Source organism: Lentzea sp. HUAS TT2, from assembly GCF_051853195.1.
In the GTDB taxonomy this organism is placed as follows: Bacteria; Actinomycetota; Actinomycetes; order Mycobacteriales; family Pseudonocardiaceae; genus Lentzea.
On record NZ_CP196667.1, the window covers coordinates 1749016 to 1770153 of the forward strand.

A 21138-nucleotide genomic window follows, 5' to 3' on the forward strand; every position below is an offset into this window, starting at 1 on the left:
CGGTCAGTCATGCCCAGAATCAACTGCTCTGCGTGAGTTCGGCGTACTTCGCCGCCGTGAGCAGGTTCTCGGCCGACTCGACGCGGACCTTGAACAGCCAGCCGGCGCCGTACGGGTCGCTGTTCACGATCGCCGGGTCGTCCACGACGGCGCTGTTGACCTCGATCACCTCACCGGTGACGGGCGAGAACAGGTCGCTGACGGACTTGGTGGACTCCAGCTCGCCGCAGACCGCGTTGGTGACGACCTTGGCACCGACGTCGGGCAGCTGGACGAAGACGATGTCACCGAGCGCATCAGCGGCGTACTCGGTGATTCCGCAGGTCAGCGGGTCCTGGGTGCCCGGCGTCCAGTCGACCCACTCGTGCTCGGCGGTGTAGAGCAGGTTCTCGGGGAACTCCACGGCGACGACTCCTCTGGCTGTGACGGGTCAGGAAACTTGCGCCCCCTCCGCCGTGCAGAGTTGCCTACCCCGAGCGGTCTTGCTGCCTGAGAGTGTGCGGGAGCTTGCCCCTTCGGCGCCCCGACCGGTTCGTCGAGGTCTCTCCCACTCGGGTTCTGACGCTTGCGCGCCGCGGCCGGTGTTCAGTTCTCGGCGCGAACGCTATGTGCGCCCCCGCCGAGTGTCAACGCGAGACGGTCGACCCGAACGCGAACGAGGCTCAGGTCGCTCTGTCCTAGATGAACAACCAGAGGGGTACCGGATAGTGCGAACCGCACAGTGACATGACCTTGCGACTGGCCCACATTATGAGATGTCGGCCACCGAACGGAGGAGTCATCGTGCGGATCGCAGTTCCCCGCGAGATCAAGAACCACGAGTACCGCGTCGCTCTCACGCCTGCCGGTGCGCACGAACTGACCAGCCGCGGGCACGACGTGTACGTCGAGCAGGGCGCCGGTCTCGGTTCCGCGATCACCGACGAGGAGTACCTCGCCGCGGGCGCCAAGATCCTCCCGACCGCCGACGACGTGTGGGCGGAAGGTGACCTGGTTCTCAAGGTCAAGGAGCCGATCGCCGAGGAGTACCCCCGTCTCCGCGCCGGCCAGACCCTCTTCACGTACCTGCACCTCGCCGCCGACAAGCCGCTGACCGAGGCGCTGCTCGCGTCCGGCACCACGGCCATCGCCTACGAGACCGTGCAGCTGCCGAACCGCTCGCTGCCGCTGCTCGCCCCGATGTCCGAGGTCGCGGGCCGCCTGGCCCCGCAGGTCGGCGCGTACTCGTTGATGAAGCCCTCCGGTGGCCGCGGCGTGCTGCCCGGCGGCGTCCCCGGTGTCGCCCCTGCCCGCGTGGTCGTCATCGGCGGTGGCGTGGCCGGCGTCAACGCCGCCACCATCGCCGTCGGCATGGGCGCGGACGTGCAGATCCTCGACACCAACGTCGACCGCCTGCGCCAGATCGACGCCCAGTTCCAGGGCCGTCTGCGCACGCTGGCCTCGAACTCGTTCGCCATCGAGCAGGCCGTCCGCGAGGCCGACCTGGTCATCGGCGCCGTGCTCGTCCCCGGTGCCGCGGCCCCGAAGCTCGTGTCGAACGCGCTCGTCGCGGACATGAAGCCGGGTTCGGTACTCGTCGACATCGCCATCGACCAGGGCGGTTGCTTCGAGGACTCCCGCGCCACCACGCACGCCGAGCCGACCTACGAGGTCCACAACTCGGTGTTCTACTGCGTCGCGAACATGCCGGGCGCCGTCCCGCGCACCTCGACCTACGCGCTGACCAACGTGACGCTGCCGTACGCGGTCGCGCTGGCCGACAAGGGCTGGGAGAAGGCGCTCAAGGACGACCGTTCGTTGGCCCTGGGCCTGAACGTGCACGCCGGTCTGCTGACCAACGGCCCGGTGGCCGAGGCGACCGGCCTGCTGCACACGCCGCTGGAGTCCGTGGTCTGAAAGCCAACTGAATGAATGAGGCCCCCGCACGCGTCAATCGCTGCGGGGGTTTCGCCTATCTGAGGGCCTCGACGCGCGCCTTGATGCCGTCGATCACGCAGTCGAGGCCGAACTCGAACTGCCCCTCCAGCGACCACAGCTCCGGTTCGTCCAGCATCCTGACGTAGTTCGGGTGCTTCTCCCGGTACAGGTCCGCGATCTTCGGCAGGTCCGGCGGCGGCGAGTCCATGCCGCCGCGCGCCACGAAGTTGACCTCGGCGATCGCGTACCCGATGGCGAAACTGGAGATCGTCGAGATCGACCGCGCCGCCGCGGGCAGCGACAGACCTGCCCTCGTCATCGGTTCGAACATCGCGTCGCTCATCGCCACGGCCTTCGGGCCGATGCTGTTGAACTCGCCGATGCCCCGGACCCACCACGGGTGCTTGTGCGCGAGATGACGCATCGCGTGCATCATCGCGCGCACAGCCGTCTCCCAGTCGTCCTCGGGGCCCGGCAGCGGGAACTCGCCGTAGATCTCGTCCAGGCAGAGCTCGATCAGCGCGTCCTTGGTCGGCACGTGCCAGTACAGCGACATGGGCGCCGCGCCCAGTTCCGCCGCGAGCTTGCGCATGGAGAGCTTCTGCATGCCGTCCCGGTCCAGCATCTCCAGCGCCTTGCGGACGATCGCCTCCCGGCTCAGGCCGAGGGGCTGACCGCTGCTGGGCCTGGGCTTGCCGAACCACACGCTCTCCACAGGCCGATCCTAGGCACGCCGCAGCAGCACGCTGGCCACAACACCTCCCAGGAACACGGCGATCGCCCCGATCGCGAGGCTCACGCTCATGCCGTTGGAGAACGCCTCGCGCACGACGGTGATGTCCGCGCCGCTGTGCAGCGCCTCGCTCAAAGACCGTCCTGGAACGCCGTCCGGCAGCGAGGCCACGAACCGCGCCGACAGCAGCGCGCCGAGCACCGCGATGCCGAACGAGGAGCCCAGCTCGGTCAGCGTGCCCGACAGCCCGGACGCGATGCCGGCGCGTTCCGGCGGGATCGAGCCCATCAGCGCGTTGACCGCGACCGGTTGGGACACACCGACACCCACGCCGATCAGGATCAGACCGGCCAGCGTCGGCGGGTAGGTCGTGCCGATCGACAGCAATGCCACGCCGGCCGCGACGATCGTCATGCCGAGCAGCATCGCCGTGCCCGCGCCGAGCTTGATCACCAGCTGTCCCAACGTGTTGCTGGTGACGAGCAACGCGATCGCCATCGGCGCCACCCGCACACCCGCCTCCAACGGGCTGTAGCCGAGCACGCCCTGAAGGTGTTGTGTCAGCAGGAAGAGCGAGCCCGCCATGCCGAACGCGGCGAGCACGCCCGACGCCACCGCGCCGGTGAAGCGGCGGTTCCGGAAGAACCCGAGGTCGAGCATCGGGTCGGCGGTGTGCCGTTCCCACAGGGCAAAACCCGTCATCGTGACCAGGCCGATCACGACCGGAACGCCGAACTCCGAGGAGCCGAACCCGTGCTCCGGCACCTCGATCACCGCGTACACGATCGACACCATGCCGATGATCGACAGGATCGAGCCGAGCACGTCCGGCTTGCGCACGGCCGGGTCCTTGGACTCCGGTACCAGCATCACCACGGCCGCGATCGCGAGGACCGCCACCGGCACGTTGATCAGGAACACCGAGCCCCACCAGAAGTGCTTGATCAGCGCGCCGCCGATCACCGGCCCCGCCGCGAAGCCGAGGCTCGTGACGGCGGCCCAGATGCCGATGGCCTTCGGGCGTTCCCTGTCGTCGAACAGCTGCATCAGCACGGCCAGCGTGCCCGGCATCAGCACCGCGGCGCCGATGCCCATGAACCCGCGTGCCGCGATCAGCGCCTCGGACAAACCCGCGTAGGCCGCGACCGCGCTGCCCGTGCCGAACAGGACCAGGCCTGCCAGCAGTGCGCGCTTGCGGCCGAACCTGTCGCTGAGCGACCCGGTCGTGAGCAGCAGGCCCGCCAGCGCCAGCGAGTAGGCGTTGATCATCCACTGGATGTCCGCGGTGCTGGCGTCCAGGCCGGTGGAGATCGACGGGATCGCCACGTTGAGCACGGTGTTGTCCAGCACCACGACCATCACGGACAGGCAGAGCACGCCGAGCACCGCCCAGCGCTGGGGATGCGGGTGCACCCCGGTCTTCTCAATCGTCGAAGTCATGTTCCTCCCCCTTACGGTGTACGAGGAACTTACAGCGTACGAGAGGGCGGGACGCAACGGGATTTCGCGCAGAGCGAGCGCAAGTACATGCGGAGCAAAAGGAGGAAGAAAGCCCGGGGGCGCGGGGGTGTCCCCCGATAAGCACTGCGGGCTCTGGCGAAATCGACCAAAGGTCGATGCGCCAGAGCCCGCCACGTAAAGGGCGGCCGCGCTCAACCAGCCTGGGGGTCACTGGGAGCGGGGCCGCCGTGTCCAAATATAGCGGGCTTGAGGCAGGCGCGCCCAGCACCCCCACCGAAACGCGACCCAAAAGTTTCCCCGAGTGGACCACCGCCCGTGTCCGGCCCGTCCAGCAAACGAGTGAATTCGCTGCTGCGCGGTGCGGCGAGCAGGGGGTTCGGCCGATGAAGACGGAGTCGGGTGTCCCTCGAAGGGAGATTCCATGGCTGAACCACAGGGATGGATCCACTGCCACGACCCGTTCGGTCGGGACAGATCGATGACCGTCCTGGTCGAGAACGACAGGGTCCTGCTGGTCACGCCACCGGGCGAGACCGCTGTGATGTCCGCCACTCAGACGCGGCGGCTGGGCTCCTTGCTCGACCAGGCCACGGCGAAGATGTGATGGACGAGACCCTGCGCGACGCGGTGCTGCAACGCTTGGCATTGCTGGACAAAGTCGCGGAGCACGGAGAGGCCGAGGCACTGGTTCCGCTGGCCCGCGCGGAGATCCACCGCCTTGCGGACGGCTGGCGGTTGCTGCTGACCGTGCACCAGCCGGACGAGGACGGCCGCTGCAAGGCCTGTCCGGGGTGGCTGCGCCGGCGCCGTTGGCCTTGCCAGATCTGGAACATGGCGCACCAGCACCTGATCGGCGAGGGGCTGCCCCATCGCGAACGGCGGCGGCCGTTGCGCAACCCTTTCACTCGATCAGGTGTTATCGAACTGCCGGAGGAGACTCCGGCGGAGATGACCACTGAACTGCCGATCCTGGCGAGTGATCCATCAGTGGTGCACCGCGCGCCCGTCGTGTCTCGTCCCAAGCACGCCTTGCCGGAGTGACGTTTCAGGCAGGATGGGCCGCATGCATGACGGCAGCGGCCTCATCGCGGTCCAGAACCTGTCCAAGCAGTTCGGTTCTGTCACGGCCGTGCACAACCTGAGTTTCACCGTGTCACCCGGCAGCGTGACGGGCTTCCTCGGCCCGAACGGTGCCGGCAAGACGACGACCCTGCGCATGCTGCTGGGTCTCGTCAAGCCGACGAGCGGCACGGCGACGATCAACGGACGACCGTTCCACCAGCTCGGCCAACCCGGCCGCGTGGTGGGTGCGGTGCTGGAGGCGCAGGGGTTCCACCCGGCGCGTTCCGCCCGCAACCACCTGCGCGTGTACGCGTCGGCCATCGGCGTGCCGGACGCGCAGGCCGACCAGGTCCTCGGCCTGGTCGGCCTGGGCACCGCCGCCGATCGCAAGGTGGGCGGGTTCTCGCTCGGCATGAAGCAGCGACTGGCGCTGGCCACGGCGTTGCTCGGCGACCCGCAGGTGCTGGTGCTGGACGAACCCGCGAACGGCCTCGACCCCGAGGGCATCGCGTGGCTGCGGACGTTCCTGCAGTCGTACGCGCGCATGGGACGCACGGTGCTGATCTCCAGCCATCTTCTGGCGGAGGTCGAGCAGACCGTCGACCAGGTCGTGATCATCTCGCGCGGGCAGACGATGTTCTACGGGCCGCTGGACCAGTTGCGGCAGTCGCAGCAGCGGCGCGTCCTCGTGCAGCCGTCGGACCTCAACGCGTTGGCGATGGCTCTTCGAGCCGCCGGTGTGCAGGCGATCGAACAGCTGCCCGACGGCAGACTCGCGGTGTCCGGTGTGGACTCGCGGCAGGTCGCCGACACCGCGTTGCAGGCGGGCGTCTCGATCTACGGCATCCAGGAGGAGCAGGTCGACCTCGAGCGGCTGTTCTTCCAGCTCACCAGTGGTCAGTACGCCGGGAACGCGCCGGCGCAGAACCCGTACCAGCAGCAGGGTGGTTGGGCCTGATGGGCAACCTCGTACAGGCGGAGCTCCGCAAGACGACGACGACCGGTCTGTGGTGGGGTCTGCTGATCCCGACCGCGGTGCTGGCGCTCGGCTGGGGGCTCGCGACCGGCCTGCTGGGCCAGTTCTTCGTGGACTTCGCGGCGAGCGGTGACGTCGACGAGGTCTCGGACTTCATCGGGGTCACGCCGGACCAGTGGAAGGTCTCGCTGTTCGGCATGGCGCGGGCGATCAACATCTCGACGATCTTCCCGATGATCTTCGGCGCGATGGCGATCTCGGGTGAGATCAGCAGGCGGACGATCACCACCACGTTCCTCACTGCGCCGTCGCGGATGCACGCGCTGCTGGCGAAGATGCTGGTCTACGTCCTGTGGGGCGCGATCTACGGCGTCGCGATCATGCTGTTCCTCGGCATCGGCGTGGTGATCACCAGCGACTCCGGGCAGCTGCCGGACGCCGGTGGCTGGGTGATGCTGACGCTCGTCTGCGTGCTGTCGTCGATCCTGATGACGATGTTCGGCGTCGGCGTGGGCGCGCTCATCCCGAACGTGGCCGGGGCGATCGTGCTCCTGCTGCTGTACTTCGTGGTGATCGAGAACGTGCTGCACGGCGTGCTCGCCTACCTCGAGGTGCCGGCGGTGATCGGCTTCCTGCCGAACGGGTCGATCAACGGGCTGACCGGGTCGGTCGCGGTGGACCTCTTCCTGTCCGCGGCGGGGGTCGTGCCACCGGAGATCGAGAACGTGCTGCGGGCGATCGCCGGTGCCGCGGGTGCTCAGGACTGGTGGCTGTCCGGGATCGTGTTCCTCGGCTGGGCCGGTGTCGTGTTCGCGGGCGGCTGGGCCGTCTCGCAGGCCAAGGACATCACCTGACCTGCAGTTCCTGACGTCACAGTTTTATGTCGGACCCCGAACGTACTGTGGGTCCCGTGACAAAGGGCTGGATCCGCCGACTGTCCGCGGCGTGCTGGCAGCACCCCCGCCTGGTGGTGCTGTCGGTGCTCGCCGCGGTCGTCGGCGTGGGTCTGCAGGCGGCGGGGCCGTTGCTGCTCAAGACGGCGATCGACGACTCGACGGTGGGCCGCACCGATCGGCTGTGGCCGCTCATGGCCGCGCTGATCGTGCTCGAGGTGCTCACGTTCGGGTCGGCGTTCTTACGCCGCTATCTGGGCGGGCGGCTGGCGCTGGGCGTGCAGCACGACCTGCGGCTCGGCGTGTTCTCGGCGGTGCAGCGGCTCGACGGCGCGAAGCAGGACGAGCTGCGGACCGGGCAGATCGTGTCGCGCTCGATCACCGACCTGCAGCTGGTGCAGTCGCTGCTGATGATGGCGCCGCTGGCCGTGGGCACCGTGGTGTTCGCGGTGGCCGCGCTCGCGGCGATGATCTACCTGTCGATCCCGCTGACGATCATCGCGGTGATCGTGCTGCCGCTGGTGGCGTGGCTCGCGGGCCGCACCCGGCTGACGCTGTTCCCCGCCACGTGGTCGGCGCAGCAGCGGGCGGCTGATCTGGCGCAGCACGTCGAGGAGACCGTCACCGGCGTCCGCGTGGTGAAGGGCTTCGGCCAGGAGGCGCGCGAGGTCGCCCGGCTGGAGAAGCACGCCAAGTTCCTGTTCGCGGAACGGATGCGGGCCGCCCGGTTGTCGTCGAAGCCGCTCGCCACCGTGACGGCGCTGCCGTTGCTCGGCCAGGTCGCGGTGCTGGGGCTGGGCGGCTGGCTGGCGTTGCACGGCCAGGTCACGCTGGGCACGTTCCTGGCGTTCACGACGTACGTGGCGAACCTCGTGGGCCCGACGCGGCTGCTGTCGAGCCTGATGGTGTCCGCGCAGCTGGCGCGCGCCGGGGTGGAGCGGGTCTACGAGCTGATCGACTCGCAGCCGGACGTGACGGACGGCCCCGGCGAGGTGCCCGACGGCCCGCTCGGGATCTCGTTCTCGGACGTGACGTTCGGGTACGCGCGCAGCGAACCCGTCCTGCGGGACTTCTCGATCACCGTGGAGCCGGGCGAGACGCTGGCGCTGGTCGGCACGTCCGGCTCTGGCAAGTCGACGGTCTCCTTGCTGCTGCCCCGTTTCTACGACGTGCACTCGGGTGCCGTGCGGGTCGGTGGCGCGGACGTGCGGACGTTGCGGCTGGAGTCGTTGCGCGGCACGGTGGGCGTGGTGTTCGAGGAGGCCTTCCTCTTCTCCGACACGGTGTTCTCGAACATCGCGTACGGCAGTCCTGACGCGTCGCGGGAGGAGGTCGAGCGCGCCGCGAAGGCCGCGGAGGCCCACGACTTCATCGAGGCGCTGCCGCTCGGCTACGACACGGTGGTCGGCGAACGCGGCCTCACCCTGTCCGGCGGCCAGCGCCAGCGCGTCGCCCTGGCCCGCGCGCTGCTGTCCGATCCGCGGGTACTCGTGCTGGACGACGCGACGTCGGCGGTGGACAACGCGACCGAGGCCGCGATCCACGCGACGCTGGCCTCGGTCACGGCCAACCGCACGACGTTGCTGGTGGCACACCGGCGTTCCACGCTCTCGCTGGCAGACCGGATCGCGGTCCTGGACGCGGGCCGTGTGATCGACATCGGCACGCACGCCGAGCTGACCGCGCGCTGCTCCCTCTACCGGGACCTGCTGGCGGGTCCCGGCGAGGCGATCGAGTCCACCGCGCCCGCGCGGACCGGCGAGCTGTGGCCGAAGCTGTCGCAGGAGGAGCTGGACGAGCGCCTGATCGCCGAGGCCAGGACCAGCACGCCCGCGGCGGGTGCCCGCCGCGGAGGTGGGGGCGGCGGCGCCGGCGGCGGCGGGATGTCCGCGCTGGCCGGCGGCCCACCCACGCCGGAACTGCTGGCCCAGGTCCGCAAGCTCCCCCCGGCCACCGAGATCCCGGTGCTGCACGGCGAAGACCCGCGCGCACCCGATCCCGCCTTCCGCTTGACCCGTCTCCTGCGCCCGGTGCGCTGGGCCCTGGGCGGGGTGGGCGCCCTGGTCGTGCTGGACGCGCTGGTCGGCATGGGCATGCCGTCGCTGGTGCGGCTGGGCATCGACGGCGGCGTGGTGGGCGGCGCCGAGTCGTCGCTGTGGCAGGCCGTGGTCTTGGGCGTCGGCCTGGTCGTCGTGGGCTGGCTGACGACGGCGGGCAGCACGGTCTTCGCGGCCCGCCTCGGCGAGCGCCTGCTCTACCTGCTGCGCGTCCGCAGCTACGCCCACCTGCAACGCCTGGGCCTCGACTACTACGAGCGCGAGATGGCCGGGCGCATCATGACGAGGATGACGACGGACGTCGACGCCCTCTCGACGTTCCTGCAGACCGGCCTCGTCACCGCCGTGATCAGCCTGATCACCGTGGTGGGCATCACCGCGGCCCTCGTCTTCACCGACGCCTCGCTGGCCCTGATCGCCCTCTCAGTGCTCCCGATCCTGGCCGTCGCAACGGTGCTCTTCCAACGCCTCTCCTCCACCGCCTACGCAGAAGCCCGCGAACGGGTCAGCGCGGTCAACGCCGACCTCCAGGAGAACGTCTCGGGCCTGCGCGTCTCCCAGGCCTACACACGGGAACGCCGCTCAGCGGAGGCCTTCGCCGAACGCAGCGACGCCTACCGCCGCACCCGCCTGCGGGCCCAGCGCTACATCGCCACGTACTTCCCTTTCGTGGCAATGCTCTCCGGCGTGGCCCAAGCAGTGGTCCTCGCCGTAGGCGCCCACCGCGTGGCCACAGGCACGCTGACTCCAGGCGTCCTGCTGGCGTTCCTCCTTTACCTGGGCCTGTTCTTCAGCCCGATCCAGCAGCTCTCCGGCGTCTTCGACGGCTACCAGCAGGCCAGGGTGGGCCTGCGCAGGATCGGCGACCTGCTCCGCACCCCGAGCACGGTGGAACCACCAGCGACACCGGTCCCGGTCCCGCCCCGCCTGCGAGGCGAGGTGGAACTCCGCAACGTCACCTTCACCTACCCAGGCGCCGACACCCCCGCACTGGACGACGTGTCCCTGCACGTGGCCCCAGGCGAAACCGTCGCCCTGGTAGGCGAGACAGGCGCAGGCAAGTCCACCCTCGTGAAGCTGGTCGCCCGCTTCTACGACGCCACCACAGGCGCAGTCCTGGTGGACGGCGTGGACGTCCGCACCTACGACCTTTCCGCCTACCGCCAACGCCTGGGCGTGGTCCCCCAGGAGGCCCACCTCTTCGGCGGCGACCTGGCCGCGAACGTCGCCTACGGCCGCCCCACCGCCACAGAACAAGAGATCCAGCGGGCAACGGAATCCGTAGGCGCCCTCCCCATGGTCGCCACGCTCCAGAACGGCTTCCACCAACCGGTGGGCGAACGCGGCAACCACCTCTCCGCGGGCCAACGCCAACTAGTAGCCCTGGCCAGAGCCGAACTGGTGAACCCGGACCTCCTACTCCTGGACGAGGCAACAGCAGCCCTGGACCCGGCCACGGAGTCGGCGGTGCTCGCCGCCAGCGACCACCTGGCAGGCGCCAGAACCACCTTCGTGGTCGCCCACCGCCTGGCCACCGCCGCCAGGGCCGACCGCATCGTCGTCCTGGCAGGCGGCCGGATCATCGAACAGGGCACGCACGCCGACCTCTTGTCGGCCAACGGCACCTACGCCCGCCTCTGGCGCCACGGCGGCACCCCAGAAGCCGCCTGAGCACCCAGGCAGAAGTTCTGTCCGCAACCCGGCTGTCCCCGCCGGGCCAGGCATGCGCGCCTCACCCCGGACACCACGTTGATGAAGGCTCCCCTCATCAACGAACCGGGCCCGTGCGGTGCAGAAGCGCCGCCATGCCCGCCCACACCCAGTGGCCCCCACCACGAACCCTCGTCCCACCCCCGCCCCATGACGTAGAAACCAACTCCCCAGCCCGGCAAGGCCGAAGGCCGAAGGAGTCCGCGCCGTGCCCACCCGCCCCGCCGTCCTCTACGTCTCCAACCTCGCCTACCCCGCCAGGGGCCGCCGCTACTGCGACGAGGACATCTACCTGACCTCGCACCTCAGGCAGCACTTCGACCTGGCCATCTGCCACCCGGAGGACGCCGCGGCCGTGATGGCGGGCTTCGACACCGTCGTGGTCCGCAACAGCGGACCGGTGATCGACTACCTGGACGCCTACCACCAGTTCCGCGAGCGGGCGAAGGCCACGGGCCAGCGCGTCTACAACCCGCTCACCGGCAAGGCCGACATGGCCGGCAAGCAGTACCTGATCGACCTGACCGAGCAGGGTTACCCGGTCATCCCCACGGTCGGCGACGCCACGGAGCTGGACCGCCTCCCGCAGGCCGCCACCTACGTCGTGAAACCCAAGACGGGCGCCGACTCGCACGGGCTGGAGTTCGTCGCCCGCGAAGAAGTCGCGAACAAAGCCGGCGACCTGCTCATCCAGCCCAAGATCGATTTCCGGTACGAGGTGTCGTTCTACTTCGTGGACCACGACTTCCAGTACGCCCTGCACGCGCCGGACCCGGCCAAGCGCTGGGAGCTCACGCGGTACACACCCAACCAGGAAGATCTGGAGTTCGCGCACAAGTTCATCGACTGGAACGCGCTGGACCACGGCGTGCAGCGGGTCGACGCGTGCCGGACGCAGGGCGGTGACCTGCTGCTGGTCGAGCTGGAGGACCTGAACCCGTACCTGTCGCTGGACCGCACGACGGACGAGACCAGGGCAGCCTTCACCCGAGCGTTCACAGCCTCGATCAAGCGTTCACTGGCGTGAACAAGACCAGGCCAAGAGAAAAACAAGATCAGTCCGCAGAGCGAGTGGGTAGTACCTATCGTGAACTGATCAGTGCGCTCAGTGCGTATGCCCGTCCAACAGGTCAGTGAGCATTACCCGAAAGGGAGGCCGCGTAGCGAGACGCACATCAAGAACTGCTCAACTGCGGGTGACGCCGGGGCCGTCCTGATCGATCCTGTGACTGAGCACTCCTTGCCAGGTGCCTCCAGCGTGTGAAGGCGTGTGCCAGGGGGACTAACCTGACTACCGCATGAGTCAACACCAAGAGCGAGATGGATAGAGGCGAGCGACAGCCGTGTCCAGCAGCAGTCCTGCGTCACAGTTCGGGCCCAACGAATGGCTCGTCGAGGAGATGTACGAGCAGTTCCTCGCGGACCCGTCATCCGTAGACCCGGCATGGCACGACTTCTTTGCCGACTACAAGCGAGCGGGCGGTAACGGCACCGCCACGGTCAGCGCGGGTGGCTCCACTGCCACCACGACCGCGACCGTGACGCCGCCGGCCGCCGACAACGGCAAGGCCGCGCCCGCTGCCACCCCCAAGCCTGCCGCGCAGTCGCAGCCGAAGCCGGCGGCCACGTTGCCGTCGACCGGCAAGCCCGCGCCGCAGCAGGCCGCGAAGGCAGCCCCGGTGAAGCCGAGCGCGCAGCCCGAGCAGAAGCAGTTGCGTGGTGCCTCCGCCGCGATCGCGAAGAACATGGAGCTGTCGCTCACCGTTCCGACCGCGACCAGCGTGCGTGCCGTGCCCGCGAAGCTGCTGGCCGACAACCGCATCGTCATCAACAACCACCTGAAGCGGACGCGTGGCGGGAAGGTCTCCTTCACGCACGTCATCGGCTACGCGGTGGTGCGGGCGCTGCAGGCGTTCCCGAACATGAACCGGCACTACGCCGAGGTCGACGGCAAGCCGTTCGTCGTCACGCCGGAGCACGTCAACTTCGGCCTGGCGATCGACCTCCCGGCCAAGGACGGCAGCCGCACGCTGGTCGTCGCGTCGGTCAAGGGCTGCGAGAACATGACGTTCACGCAGTTCTGGCAGGCCTACGAGGACCTGATCCGCAAGGCCCGCGGTGGGTCGCTGACCGCGGACGACTTCTCCGGCACCACGATCTCGCTGACCAACCCCGGCACGATCGGCACGAACCACTCGGTGCCGCGGCTGCAGGCCGGTCAGGGCGCGATCATCGGCGTCGGCGCCATGGAGTACCCCGCGCACTTCCAGGGCACCAGCGAGCAGGCCCTCACCGACATGGGCGTCAGCAAGATCATCACGCTGACCTCCACGTACGACCACCGCATCATCCAGGGTGCGGAGTCGGGCGAGTTCCTCAAGCGCGTGCACCAGCTGCTGCTCGGCGAGGACGGCTTCTACGACGACATCTTCGCGTCGCTGCGGCTGCCCTACGAGCCGATCCGCTGGGTCGCCGACATTCCCGAGGGCGCTGTCGACAAGACCGCCAGGGTCATCGAGCTGATCGACGCGTTCCGCACCCGCGGCCACCTGATGGCCGACACGGACCCGCTGAACTACCGCCAGCGCTCCCACGCCGACCTGGACGTGCTCAGCCACGGCCTGACGCTGTGGGACCTGGACCGCGAGTTCCCGGTCGGCGGCTTCGCCGGCAAGGAGCGGATGAAGCTCCGCGACATCCTGGGTGTGCTGCGCAACTCGTACTGCCGCACCGTCGGCGTCGAGTACATGCACATCCTCGAGCCCGAAGAGCGCCGCTGGATCCAGGAGCGCGTCGAGGTTCCGCACGAGAAGCCGCCGGCCACCGTGCAGAAGTACATCCTCAGCAAGCTGAACGCCGCCGAGGCGTTCGAGACGTTCCTGCAGACGAAGTACGTCGGCCAGAAGCGCTTCTCGCTCGAGGGTGGCGAGACCGTCATCCCGCTGCTCGACGCGGTGCTCGACAAGGCCGCCGAGCACGAGCTCGACGAGGTCGTCATCGGCATGCCGCACCGCGGCCGCCTCAACGTCCTCGCGAACATCGTCGGCAAGCCGATCTCGCAGATCTTCCGCGAGTTCGAGGGCAACCTCGACCCCGGTCAGGCGCACGGCTCCGGCGACGTGAAGTACCACCTCGGTGCCGAGGGCAAGTACTTCCGGATGTTCGGCGACGGCGAGACCAAGGTGTCGCTGACGGCGAACCCGTCGCACCTCGAGGCGGTCGACCCGGTGCTCGAGGGCATCGTGCGCGCCAAGCAGGACCTGCTCGACAAGGGCGGCGACTTCTTCCCGGTGCTGCCGGTCGCCATGCACGGTGACGCGGCGTTCGCCGGTCAGGGTGTCGTGGCCGAGACGCTGAACCTGGCGCTGGTCCGCGGTTACCGCACCGGCGGCACGGTCCACATCGTCGTGAACAACCAGGTCGGCTTCACCACCGCGCCGGAGAACTCGCGGTCCTCGAAGTACTCGACCGACGTCGCGAAGATGATCGGCTCGCCGGTCTTCCACGTGAACGGCGACGACCCCGAGGCCTGCTACTGGGTCGCGAAGCTGGCCGTCGAGTACCGCCAGGCGTTCGCCAAGGATGTCGTGATCGACATGGTCTGCTACCGCCGCCGCGGCCACAACGAGGGCGACGACCCCTCGATGACGCAGCCGGCGATGTACGACGTGATCGACCAGAAGCGCTCGGTGCGCAAGACCTACACCGAGTCCCTGATCGGCCGCGGCGACATCACGGTCGAAGAGGCCGAGAAGGCGCTGCAGGACTTCTCCAGCCAGCTGGAGCACGTCTTCAACGAGGTCCGCGAGCTCGAGAAGCACCCGGTGACGGTCAGCCCGTCGGTGGAGGCCGAGCAGCAGATCCCGGCGAAGCTGCCCACGGGCATCAGCCGCGAGGTGCTGGAGCACATCGCGGACGCCCACGTGAACCTGCCGGAGGGCTTCACCCCGCACGCCCGCGTCAAGCCGGTGCTCGAGCGCCGCGCCAAGATGGCGCGCGAGGGTGGCATCGACTGGGCGTTCGCCGAGCTGCTCGCGTTCGGCTCGCTCGCGATCGAGGGCCGCAACGTCCGCCTGGCAGGCCAGGACTCGCGCCGCGGCACGTTCGTGCAGCGCCACGCGACCCTGATCGACCGCAAGACGGGCGCGGAGCACACGCCGCTGCAGCACCTGTCCGACGACCAGGGCAAGTTCATGGTCTACGACTCGGTGCTGTCGGAGTTCGCGGCCGTCGGCTTCGAGTACGGCTACTCGGTGGCGAACCCGCAGGCGCTGGTGCTGTGGGAGGCGCAGTTCGGTGACTTCGTCAACGGCGCGCAGCCGATCATCGACGAGTTCATCTCGTCCGGTGAGGCCAAGTGGGGTCAGCGTTCCGACGTCGTGATTCTGCTGCCGCACGGCCACGAGGGCCAGGGTCCCGACCACACGTCGGGCCGCATCGAGCGCTGGCTGCAGCTGTGCGCCGAGGGCTCGATGACCGTCGCGGTGCCGTCGACGCCGGCGAACTACTTCCACCTGCTGCGTCGCCACGCCCTCGACGGCGTCGACCGGCCGCTGATCGTGTTCACGCCGAAGTCCATGCTGCGCCTCAAGGCCGCGGTGTCCGGGACCGAGGAGTTCATCAGCGACCGCTTCCAGTCGGTCATCGACGACCCCACGATCAAGGACCCGAACGCGGTCACGAAGGTCCTGCTGTGCAGCGGCAAGATCTCCTACGAGCTGCACGCCGAGCGCGAGAAGCGCGGCGGCGGCGACGTGGCGATCGTGCGTGTCGAGCAGCTCTACCCGGTCCCGGCCCGCAAGCTGACCGAGACCCTGGAGCGCTACCCGAACGCGAAGGACGTCCGCTGGGTCCAGGAGGAGCCGGCGAACCAGGGTGCCTGGCCGTTCTACGGCCTGGCCCTGCCGGAGCTGCTGCCCGAGCACCTGGGTGTCGTCCGCCGCGTGTCGCGCCGCCCGATGGCAGCCCCGTCGGCCGGTTCGAGCAAGGTGCACGAGGTCGAGCAGCGCGAGATCATCACGCGCGCGTTCGAGTAAGTCCTTTCTGAACGGACGAGCCGCCGGATCCGACTGGGTCCGGCGGCTCGTTTTCTGAGACGACACAGGAGTTTCCGCCATGTACCACACCGATCGCGGCATCGAGGAGCTCGAGAAGCGGCGCGGCGAGGAGGAGGTCACGTTCGCGTGGCTCGCCGACAAGCTGCGCGAGTTCGTCGACGCCAACCCGGACTTCGAGACGCCCGTCGAGCGCCTCGCCACGTTCCTGGCGCGGGACGACGACGACTTCGAGGACTGACGAAGGCTCGCGTTTTGGCGGGCTTTTGATTGTTCGCCAACGTTTTTGAGCACCCCGATGCTCAGGCACTCCCCCTCGTGCGGCCGCGAAGATCGTCAGGTCACATCAGCGAGAACTCCGAGGGGGAGTCTTGTTCAAGAAGACGATGGTCGCTGCCGCAGCGATCGCGATGACGTTGTCGGGTACCGCGCTCGCCACCGCCCAGGGTCAGGCCCAGAGCCCTCCCGGCGTGGGTGCGATGGCGGTGTCCGGGCCGTTCACGCTGCACGTCGGGTTCAGCCCGTTCCGCACTCTCGAAGCGCTGAGGTCGACCGTGAGCAACCCGGGCGGCGCGATCCGCCAGTGGTCCTACGACGGCACGGACGAGCAGAAGTGGCTGGTCTTCAGCGACACCACCATCCGGCCGGTGCTCAACACCACGATGTGCCTCGACGCCAATCCCGGCGACAACCGCGACGGCGGCCAGGTCTACGTCTGGCCCTGTCACGGCGGCACCCCGCAGCAGTGGCGGCCGTGGAACGGTCAGGGCCTGACGTTGCAGAACGCGGCCACCGGCCGTTGCCTCGACGCCAACCCCGGCCAGAACCACAACGGCGGCGCGATCTACCAGTGGGGCTGCTACGGCGGCGTCGCGCAGCAGTGGACGCGGGTCCTGCGCTGACCTGACGGTCGTGGGTGGCCGTGAACCGGCCACCCACGGCCGGAACTACCAGGCGTAGGCCTCCGGGGCCGGCTTCGACCCGTTCGGGGCCGGTGCCGGGAACAGCTCGTCGAGCTTCGCCAGCACGTCCGCGTCGAGCTTCAGCTCGGCCGCCCGCAGCGAGTTGTCGAGCTGCTCGGCGGTGCGCGGGCCGATGATCGGCGCGGTCACGCCGTCCTGGTGCAGCAGCCACGCGAGGCCGACGTTGGCCGGGTCCTCGCCGATCTCCGCGCAGAGCTTCTCGTACGCGTCGATCGTGTCGCGGTACTTCTCCAGCGCGTCCGCGGAACGGCCGGAGGCGCTGCGGGAGGTGCCGCCCTCGCGCTGCTTGCGCAGCACGCCGCCGAGCAGACCGCCGTGCAGCGGCGACCACGGGATCACGCCGAGGCCGTAGTGCTTGGCCGCCGGCAGGACCTCCAGCTCGACCCAGCGGGTCATCAGGTTGTAGATCGACTGCTCGGACACCAGCCCGAGGAACCCGCGCGTGCGGGCCGCCTCCTGGGCCTGGGCGATGTGCCAGCCCGCGAAGTTGGACGAGCCGAAGTAGATGACCTTGCCCTGCTGGCGCAGCACGGAGAAGGCTTCCCAGATCTCGTCCCACGGCGTTTCGCGGTCGACGTGGTGCATCTGGTACAGGTCGATGTAGTCGGTCTGCAGGCGCTTCAACGACGCGTCCGCGGCGCGGCGGATGTTCAGCGCCGACAGCTTGGTCTCGTTCGGCCAGTCGCCCATGCTGCCGTAGAGCTTGGTGGCGATGACGGTCCGTTCACGGCGGGTGCCGCCCTGGGCGAACCAGTTGCCGATGATGTTCTCGGTGACCCCCTCACCCTTCTTCCAGCCGTAGACGTTGGCCGTGTCGAAGAAGTTCAGGCCGTGCTCGTGGGCGCGATCCATGATCGCGTGGCTGTCGGCCTCGGACGTCTCGGGACCGAAGTTCATCGTGCCGAGGCACAGGCGGGAGACGGACAGGCCGCTGCGACCGAGGTTGGTGTACTCCATGACTCTCACCCTGCCTCGCGTGGAGGCGGTGTGCCACGTGGAGCTGCTCCAGCTACTCCCATTCCCACCGGATGCCGTAGACATGGCCTGCTGACGCCTCGTGCACCACCACGTGCGCGGAGGCGGTCGTACCGATCCAGAGCTCGCCCGTGTCCACGTCCGGCGCGCCCGGCTCGGTCCGGTAGAAGCTGTTGCACCGCACGGGAACCGCGTCCGGGTGGAACTCGACCTCCAGCACGTACTCGCGCAGTGCGCGGACGAACGTGCGGTCGGCGGAGAAGCTGTCCGCGCCGGGATCGGCGATCATCCGCAGGTCCACGAGAGCGGTGTCGCCCGCCCGCAGCACGCGGTCGAGGATGACCTCGGCGACGATCAGCTTGTTCTCCTCGTCGCGGCGCACCCTGCCGATGCGGCACGACCTGAGCGCGGTGATCTCGCCGGGAGAGCGATCGGTCTCGTCGGCGGTCTTCGAGACCAGGATCCGGTCGACGCCGTCCTCGAACGCCTCGATCACCGCGCTGGACCGCATCTCGACCTCGCGCCGGTCCGGCCCGATCACCGTCACGTCCCGCACCGAGAGGTACTTCGCGGGCGCGGCGGTGAGGTGGTCGACGCGGGTGATGGCACGGCCCAGGTCGAGGGCGGCCTCCTGCCAGATCCCCTCCAGGGCGGCGACGCGCTCGACCCACCGGCCACGCGGGCGCTTGTCGCCCAGCTGCCCCGTCAACGCGCCGGGATCGAGCCGCAACACCTCCTCGAGCACCGCGACGGCCTGCAACGACTCCGGGCGCTCCGGCCGGCTGCGGCCACGCCGCCAGTAGCTCAGCGTCGACAGGCTCACCTGCACGCCACGCGACTCCAGGTGGCGCTGGATCCGCTCCAGGCTGAGGCCGCTCGCCTCCAGTGCCCTCGACAACGCGTCAGCGAATTCCGCCACTCCCGAATGCTACGGCCCGTGATCGAATCCGGCTCGTCCGGCGACGGGGCGTGCACGAAAACGGTGTCGACACAGTTTTGACAGTATTGAGAACTGAAGTTTCGAACCTGTTATGCAGAGCACAACTCGCGTTAGTTTCTTGGTGTTCCCCAGTTCATTCCCTGCCAGGAGGAACCCCATGGCACTTCGGCGTCATGTCGCCATCGCTGCGGCATTGGGCATTGCCTCCACAGCTATGTGGACGCCCACCGCGATCGCTGAAGAAGCAGTGCTCCCCGGTGCGGGCGCACAGGCGGTCGAGGGCAGTTACATCGTGGTCCTGAAGGACGGAGCGCGCACCCCTGCCAGCGCGTTGGCGTCCCGCTACCAGGGCAACGTGAAGCACACCTACAGCACCGCGCTGAACGGGTTCTCGGTCACCGGAATGTCCGAACGACAGGCGCGCCGCCTCGCGGCCGACCCGGACGTCCAATTCGTCGAGCGCAACACGGTCGCCACGATCCAGGCCACGCAGTCGAACCCGGTCTGGGGTCTCGACAGGATCGACCAGGCGAATCTGCCGCTCAGCCAGTCCTACACCTACCCGAACACCGCGTCGAACGTGACGGCGTACGTTCTCGACACCGGAATCAGGAAAACGCATTCCGAATTCGAGGGCCGTGCTTCCGACGGTTACGACTTCATCGACAACGACGCGGTCGCGCAGGACTGCCAGGGCCACGGGACGCACGTCGCCGGCACGGTCGCGGGCAAGACCTACGGCGTCGCGAAGAAGGCGAAGCTCGTCGGCGTCCGGGTGCTCGACTGCAACGGCAGCGGCGCGTGGGACGGCATCATCCGCGGCATCGACTGGGTGACGGCCAACGGCAAGAAGCCCGCCGTCGTCAACATGAGCCTCGGCGGCAGCGGCACGAACGCCTCGCTGGAGAACGCCGTCAAGCGTTCCATCGGCGCGGGCATCACCTACGTGCTGGCGGGCGGCAACAGCGGCCAGGACGCGTGCAACTTCACCCCGGCCCGCACGCCGGAGGCGATCACCGTCGGTGCGTCGGACCGCGCGGACAAGCGCTCGATCTGGACGGCCGGCTCGTCGAACTACGGCAAGTGCCTCGACATCTGGGCACCGGGTAGCGACATCGTGAGCGCCTCGCACAGCAACGACACCGGCACGCGGTCCATGGGCGGCACGTCGATGGCCTCCCCGCACGTCGCCGGAGCGGCCGCGCTCTACCTGAGCGCGAACCCGTCCGCCACGCCGGCCCAGGTGCGCGACGCCCTGGTCCGTGCCGCGACGCCGAACAAGCTGACCGACATCAAGACGGGTTCACCGAACCTGCTGCTGAAGGTCTAGGAACTCGCTGTCGCCGCCACCCTGCAGCGGCGACGGCCATCCTGGGCGCCCTTGATGAGCAGGCCGAATGCGGCTCGGCCGAGCGCATCGTCTCGACTGGGGGCGCTTGCGGTGGGAGTGGGAGTAGCGGCTACTCCCACTCCCACCGCACTCCATAGATTCCGGGCTTCGAGTTCCGCACGTGGATGTGCGTCGACGCCGTCGTCCCGATCCACAGGTCGTTCAGCGCGGTCTCCGGTTCGTGCAACGACGGCCGCGCGAACTGGAAACACCGCGCAGGCACCGCGTCCGGATGGAAGTCGATCTGCAGCGTGTAGTCGTTCACCGGACGCAGGAACCGCCGGTCGCAGACCTCGCTGTCCGCGCCGGGTCTCATCCGGACCCAGTAGTCGACCAGCGCCGTCTCGCCCGCCCTGAGCATCCGGTCGAAGAGGATCTCCGCGACCAGGAACCCGGTGGAGTCCTCGCTGCGGACCCTCCCGAGCCGGCACGGCGGCCCCGCCTCGATCGACGGCACGCCGAGGTCCGTGGCGTCGGCCAGCTGGATCGCGAGGAACCTGTCGACGCCGTCCTCCAGCGCCTGGATCACGCCGGTGCAGTGGTTCGAGACCTCGCGGCGGTCCGGCCCGACGACCTGCCGGTCCTGCACGCTCAGGTACGTCGTCGCCGTCGGCTGCAGCCGGTCGATCCGCGACATGACCTCACCGAGGTCGGTGGCCCGCGAGTCCCACATGTCCTCGAGAGTCAGCGACTGGTCCACCCAGCGCCCGCGCGGACGCTTGTCGCCCAGCCGGTCGGTCAGGAAGCCCTCACCGAGGTCGAGCAGCTCCTCCAGGGCGGCGACGACCTTCAGCGACTCCGGGCGTTCCGGCCTGCTGCGGCCGCGGCGCCAGTAGCTGAGCGTCGAGATGCTCACCTGCATGCCTCGTGCGGCCAGATGGTGCTGGATGCGTTCGAGACTGAGGCCGCTGTTGTCGACGGCTTTCGTCAGGGCCTCCGCGAAATCCACCACGGGGACACCGTACGGCCCCGCACCTTCCGCCAGTA

At 68.9% G+C, this 21138-nt stretch carries 17 protein-coding genes and 1 riboswitch; of the genes, 11 read left to right on the forward strand and 6 right to left on the reverse strand.

All coding sequences use genetic code 11. From position 1 onward, the window contains the following. Window positions 1-19 precede the first annotated feature (19 nt). Window positions 20-403 (reverse strand): glycine cleavage system protein GcvH, encoded by a 384-nt coding sequence (gene gcvH / locus ACSHWB_RS08525; RefSeq protein WP_439661540.1) that lies wholly within the window; start codon window positions 401-403, stop codon window positions 20-22. A 64-nt stretch (window positions 404-467) separates the two neighbouring features. Then, window positions 468-560: riboswitch (glycine riboswitch) on the reverse strand. A gap of 223 nt (window positions 561-783) precedes the next feature. Between gcvH and ald the strand changes: the two genes are divergently transcribed. Then, window positions 784-1896 (forward strand): alanine dehydrogenase, encoded by a 1113-nt coding sequence (gene ald / locus ACSHWB_RS08530; protein WP_439661541.1) that lies wholly within the window; start codon window positions 784-786, stop codon window positions 1894-1896. 55 nt (window positions 1897-1951) lie between these two features. On the opposite strand, the gene ACSHWB_RS08535 is transcribed toward ald, so the two are convergent. Then, a complete protein-coding gene (locus tag ACSHWB_RS08535; RefSeq protein ID WP_401036978.1) occupies window positions 1952-2632 on the reverse strand; it encodes a TetR/AcrR family transcriptional regulator in 681 nt (226 codons plus the stop codon). A gap of 9 nt (window positions 2633-2641) precedes the next feature. After that, a complete protein-coding gene (locus ACSHWB_RS08540; protein ID WP_439661542.1) occupies window positions 2642-4090 on the reverse strand; it encodes an MFS transporter in 1449 nt (482 codons plus the stop codon). Between the two features lie 442 nt (window positions 4091-4532). Between ACSHWB_RS08540 and ACSHWB_RS08545 the strand changes: the two genes are divergently transcribed. The 9 genes from ACSHWB_RS08545 to ACSHWB_RS08585 all read left to right on the forward strand — a co-directional run bounded on the left by ACSHWB_RS08545 (window position 4533) and on the right by ACSHWB_RS08585 (window position 16765). Continuing rightward, window positions 4533-4715 (forward strand): hypothetical protein, encoded by a 183-nt coding sequence (locus ACSHWB_RS08545; RefSeq protein ID WP_045312139.1) that lies wholly within the window; start codon window positions 4533-4535, stop codon window positions 4713-4715. Next, entirely contained in the window at window positions 4715-5152 is a 438-nt protein-coding gene (locus ACSHWB_RS08550; RefSeq protein WP_439661543.1) for a hypothetical protein, read from the forward strand. Before ACSHWB_RS08545 ends, ACSHWB_RS08550 begins: the two co-directional genes overlap by 1 nt. A gap of 22 nt (window positions 5153-5174) precedes the next feature. Beyond that, entirely contained in the window at window positions 5175-6131 is a 957-nt protein-coding gene (locus tag ACSHWB_RS08555; RefSeq protein WP_439661544.1) for an ABC transporter ATP-binding protein, read from the forward strand. Continuing rightward, window positions 6131-7003, forward strand: coding sequence for a hypothetical protein (locus tag ACSHWB_RS08560; RefSeq protein ID WP_439661545.1), 873 nt, complete (start codon window positions 6131-6133; stop codon window positions 7001-7003). The genes ACSHWB_RS08555 and ACSHWB_RS08560 overlap by 1 nt, the downstream gene beginning before the upstream one ends. A 26-nt stretch (window positions 7004-7029) precedes the next feature. After that, window positions 7030-10770 (forward strand): ABC transporter ATP-binding protein, encoded by a 3741-nt coding sequence (locus tag ACSHWB_RS08565; protein ID WP_439661546.1) that lies wholly within the window; start codon window positions 7030-7032, stop codon window positions 10768-10770. Window positions 10771-11017: 247 nt separating this feature from the next. Then, window positions 11018-11836 carry a hypothetical protein gene (locus ACSHWB_RS08570; protein WP_439661547.1) on the forward strand — a complete coding sequence of 273 codons (819 nt, stop codon included), beginning with the start codon at window positions 11018-11020 and terminating at the stop codon, window positions 11834-11836. A gap of 316 nt (window positions 11837-12152) precedes the next feature. After that, window positions 12153-15845 (forward strand): multifunctional oxoglutarate decarboxylase/oxoglutarate dehydrogenase thiamine pyrophosphate-binding subunit/dihydrolipoyllysine-residue succinyltransferase subunit, encoded by a 3693-nt coding sequence (locus ACSHWB_RS08575; RefSeq protein WP_439661548.1) that lies wholly within the window; start codon window positions 12153-12155, stop codon window positions 15843-15845. A gap of 79 nt (window positions 15846-15924) precedes the next feature. After that, window positions 15925-16104, forward strand: coding sequence for a DUF6104 family protein (locus ACSHWB_RS08580; RefSeq protein WP_439661549.1), 180 nt, complete (start codon window positions 15925-15927; stop codon window positions 16102-16104). Window positions 16105-16234: 130 nt separating this feature from the next. Then, window positions 16235-16765 carry an RICIN domain-containing protein gene (locus ACSHWB_RS08585; RefSeq protein WP_439661550.1) on the forward strand — a complete coding sequence of 177 codons (531 nt, stop codon included), beginning with the start codon at window positions 16235-16237 and terminating at the stop codon, window positions 16763-16765. Window positions 16766-16810: 45 nt separating this feature from the next. Here ACSHWB_RS08585 and ACSHWB_RS08590 read toward each other — a convergent pair whose 3' ends face one another. Together ACSHWB_RS08590 and ACSHWB_RS08595 are read right to left on the reverse strand one after the other, a co-directional pair. Then, window positions 16811-17803 carry an aldo/keto reductase gene (locus ACSHWB_RS08590; protein ID WP_439661551.1) on the reverse strand — a complete coding sequence of 331 codons (993 nt, stop codon included), beginning with the start codon at window positions 17801-17803 and terminating at the stop codon, window positions 16811-16813. Between the two features lie 52 nt (window positions 17804-17855). After that, window positions 17856-18740 carry an XRE family transcriptional regulator gene (locus tag ACSHWB_RS08595; RefSeq protein ID WP_439661552.1) on the reverse strand — a complete coding sequence of 295 codons (885 nt, stop codon included), beginning with the start codon at window positions 18738-18740 and terminating at the stop codon, window positions 17856-17858. Between the two features lie 178 nt (window positions 18741-18918). On the opposite strand from ACSHWB_RS08595, the gene ACSHWB_RS08600 reads away from it, so the two are divergent. Beyond that, window positions 18919-20091 (forward strand): S8 family peptidase, encoded by a 1173-nt coding sequence (locus tag ACSHWB_RS08600; protein ID WP_439661553.1) that lies wholly within the window; start codon window positions 18919-18921, stop codon window positions 20089-20091. 130 nt (window positions 20092-20221) lie between these two features. Here the strand turns inward: ACSHWB_RS08600 and ACSHWB_RS08605 are convergent, their stop codons facing one another. Beyond that, window positions 20222-21103 (reverse strand): hypothetical protein, encoded by an 882-nt coding sequence (locus tag ACSHWB_RS08605; protein ID WP_439661554.1) that lies wholly within the window; start codon window positions 21101-21103, stop codon window positions 20222-20224. Window positions 21104-21138: the final 35 nt, after the last annotated feature.

Excerpts from the sequence above, each read along its gene's own strand:
- ACSHWB_RS08540 (WP_439661542.1), bottom strand. The coding sequence starts at position 4,090 with ATGACTTCGACGATTGAGAAGACCGGGGTGCACCCGCATCCCCAGCGC.
- ACSHWB_RS08545 (WP_045312139.1), top strand. The coding sequence starts at position 4,533 with ATGGCTGAACCACAGGGATGGATCCACTGCCACGACCCGTTCGGTCGG.
- ACSHWB_RS08550 (WP_439661543.1), top strand. The coding sequence starts at position 4,715 with ATGGACGAGACCCTGCGCGACGCGGTGCTGCAACGCTTGGCATTGCTG.
- ACSHWB_RS08555 (WP_439661544.1), top strand. The coding sequence starts at position 5,175 with ATGCATGACGGCAGCGGCCTCATCGCGGTCCAGAACCTGTCCAAGCAG.
- ACSHWB_RS08560 (WP_439661545.1), top strand. The coding sequence starts at position 6,131 with ATGGGCAACCTCGTACAGGCGGAGCTCCGCAAGACGACGACGACCGGT.
- ACSHWB_RS08565 (WP_439661546.1), top strand. The coding sequence starts at position 7,030 with ATGTCGGACCCCGAACGTACTGTGGGTCCCGTGACAAAGGGCTGGATC.
- ACSHWB_RS08580 (WP_439661549.1), top strand. The coding sequence starts at position 15,925 with ATGTACCACACCGATCGCGGCATCGAGGAGCTCGAGAAGCGGCGCGGC.
- ACSHWB_RS08590 (WP_439661551.1), bottom strand. The coding sequence starts at position 17,803 with ATGGAGTACACCAACCTCGGTCGCAGCGGCCTGTCCGTCTCCCGCCTG.
- ACSHWB_RS08600 (WP_439661553.1), top strand. The coding sequence starts at position 18,919 with ATGGCACTTCGGCGTCATGTCGCCATCGCTGCGGCATTGGGCATTGCC.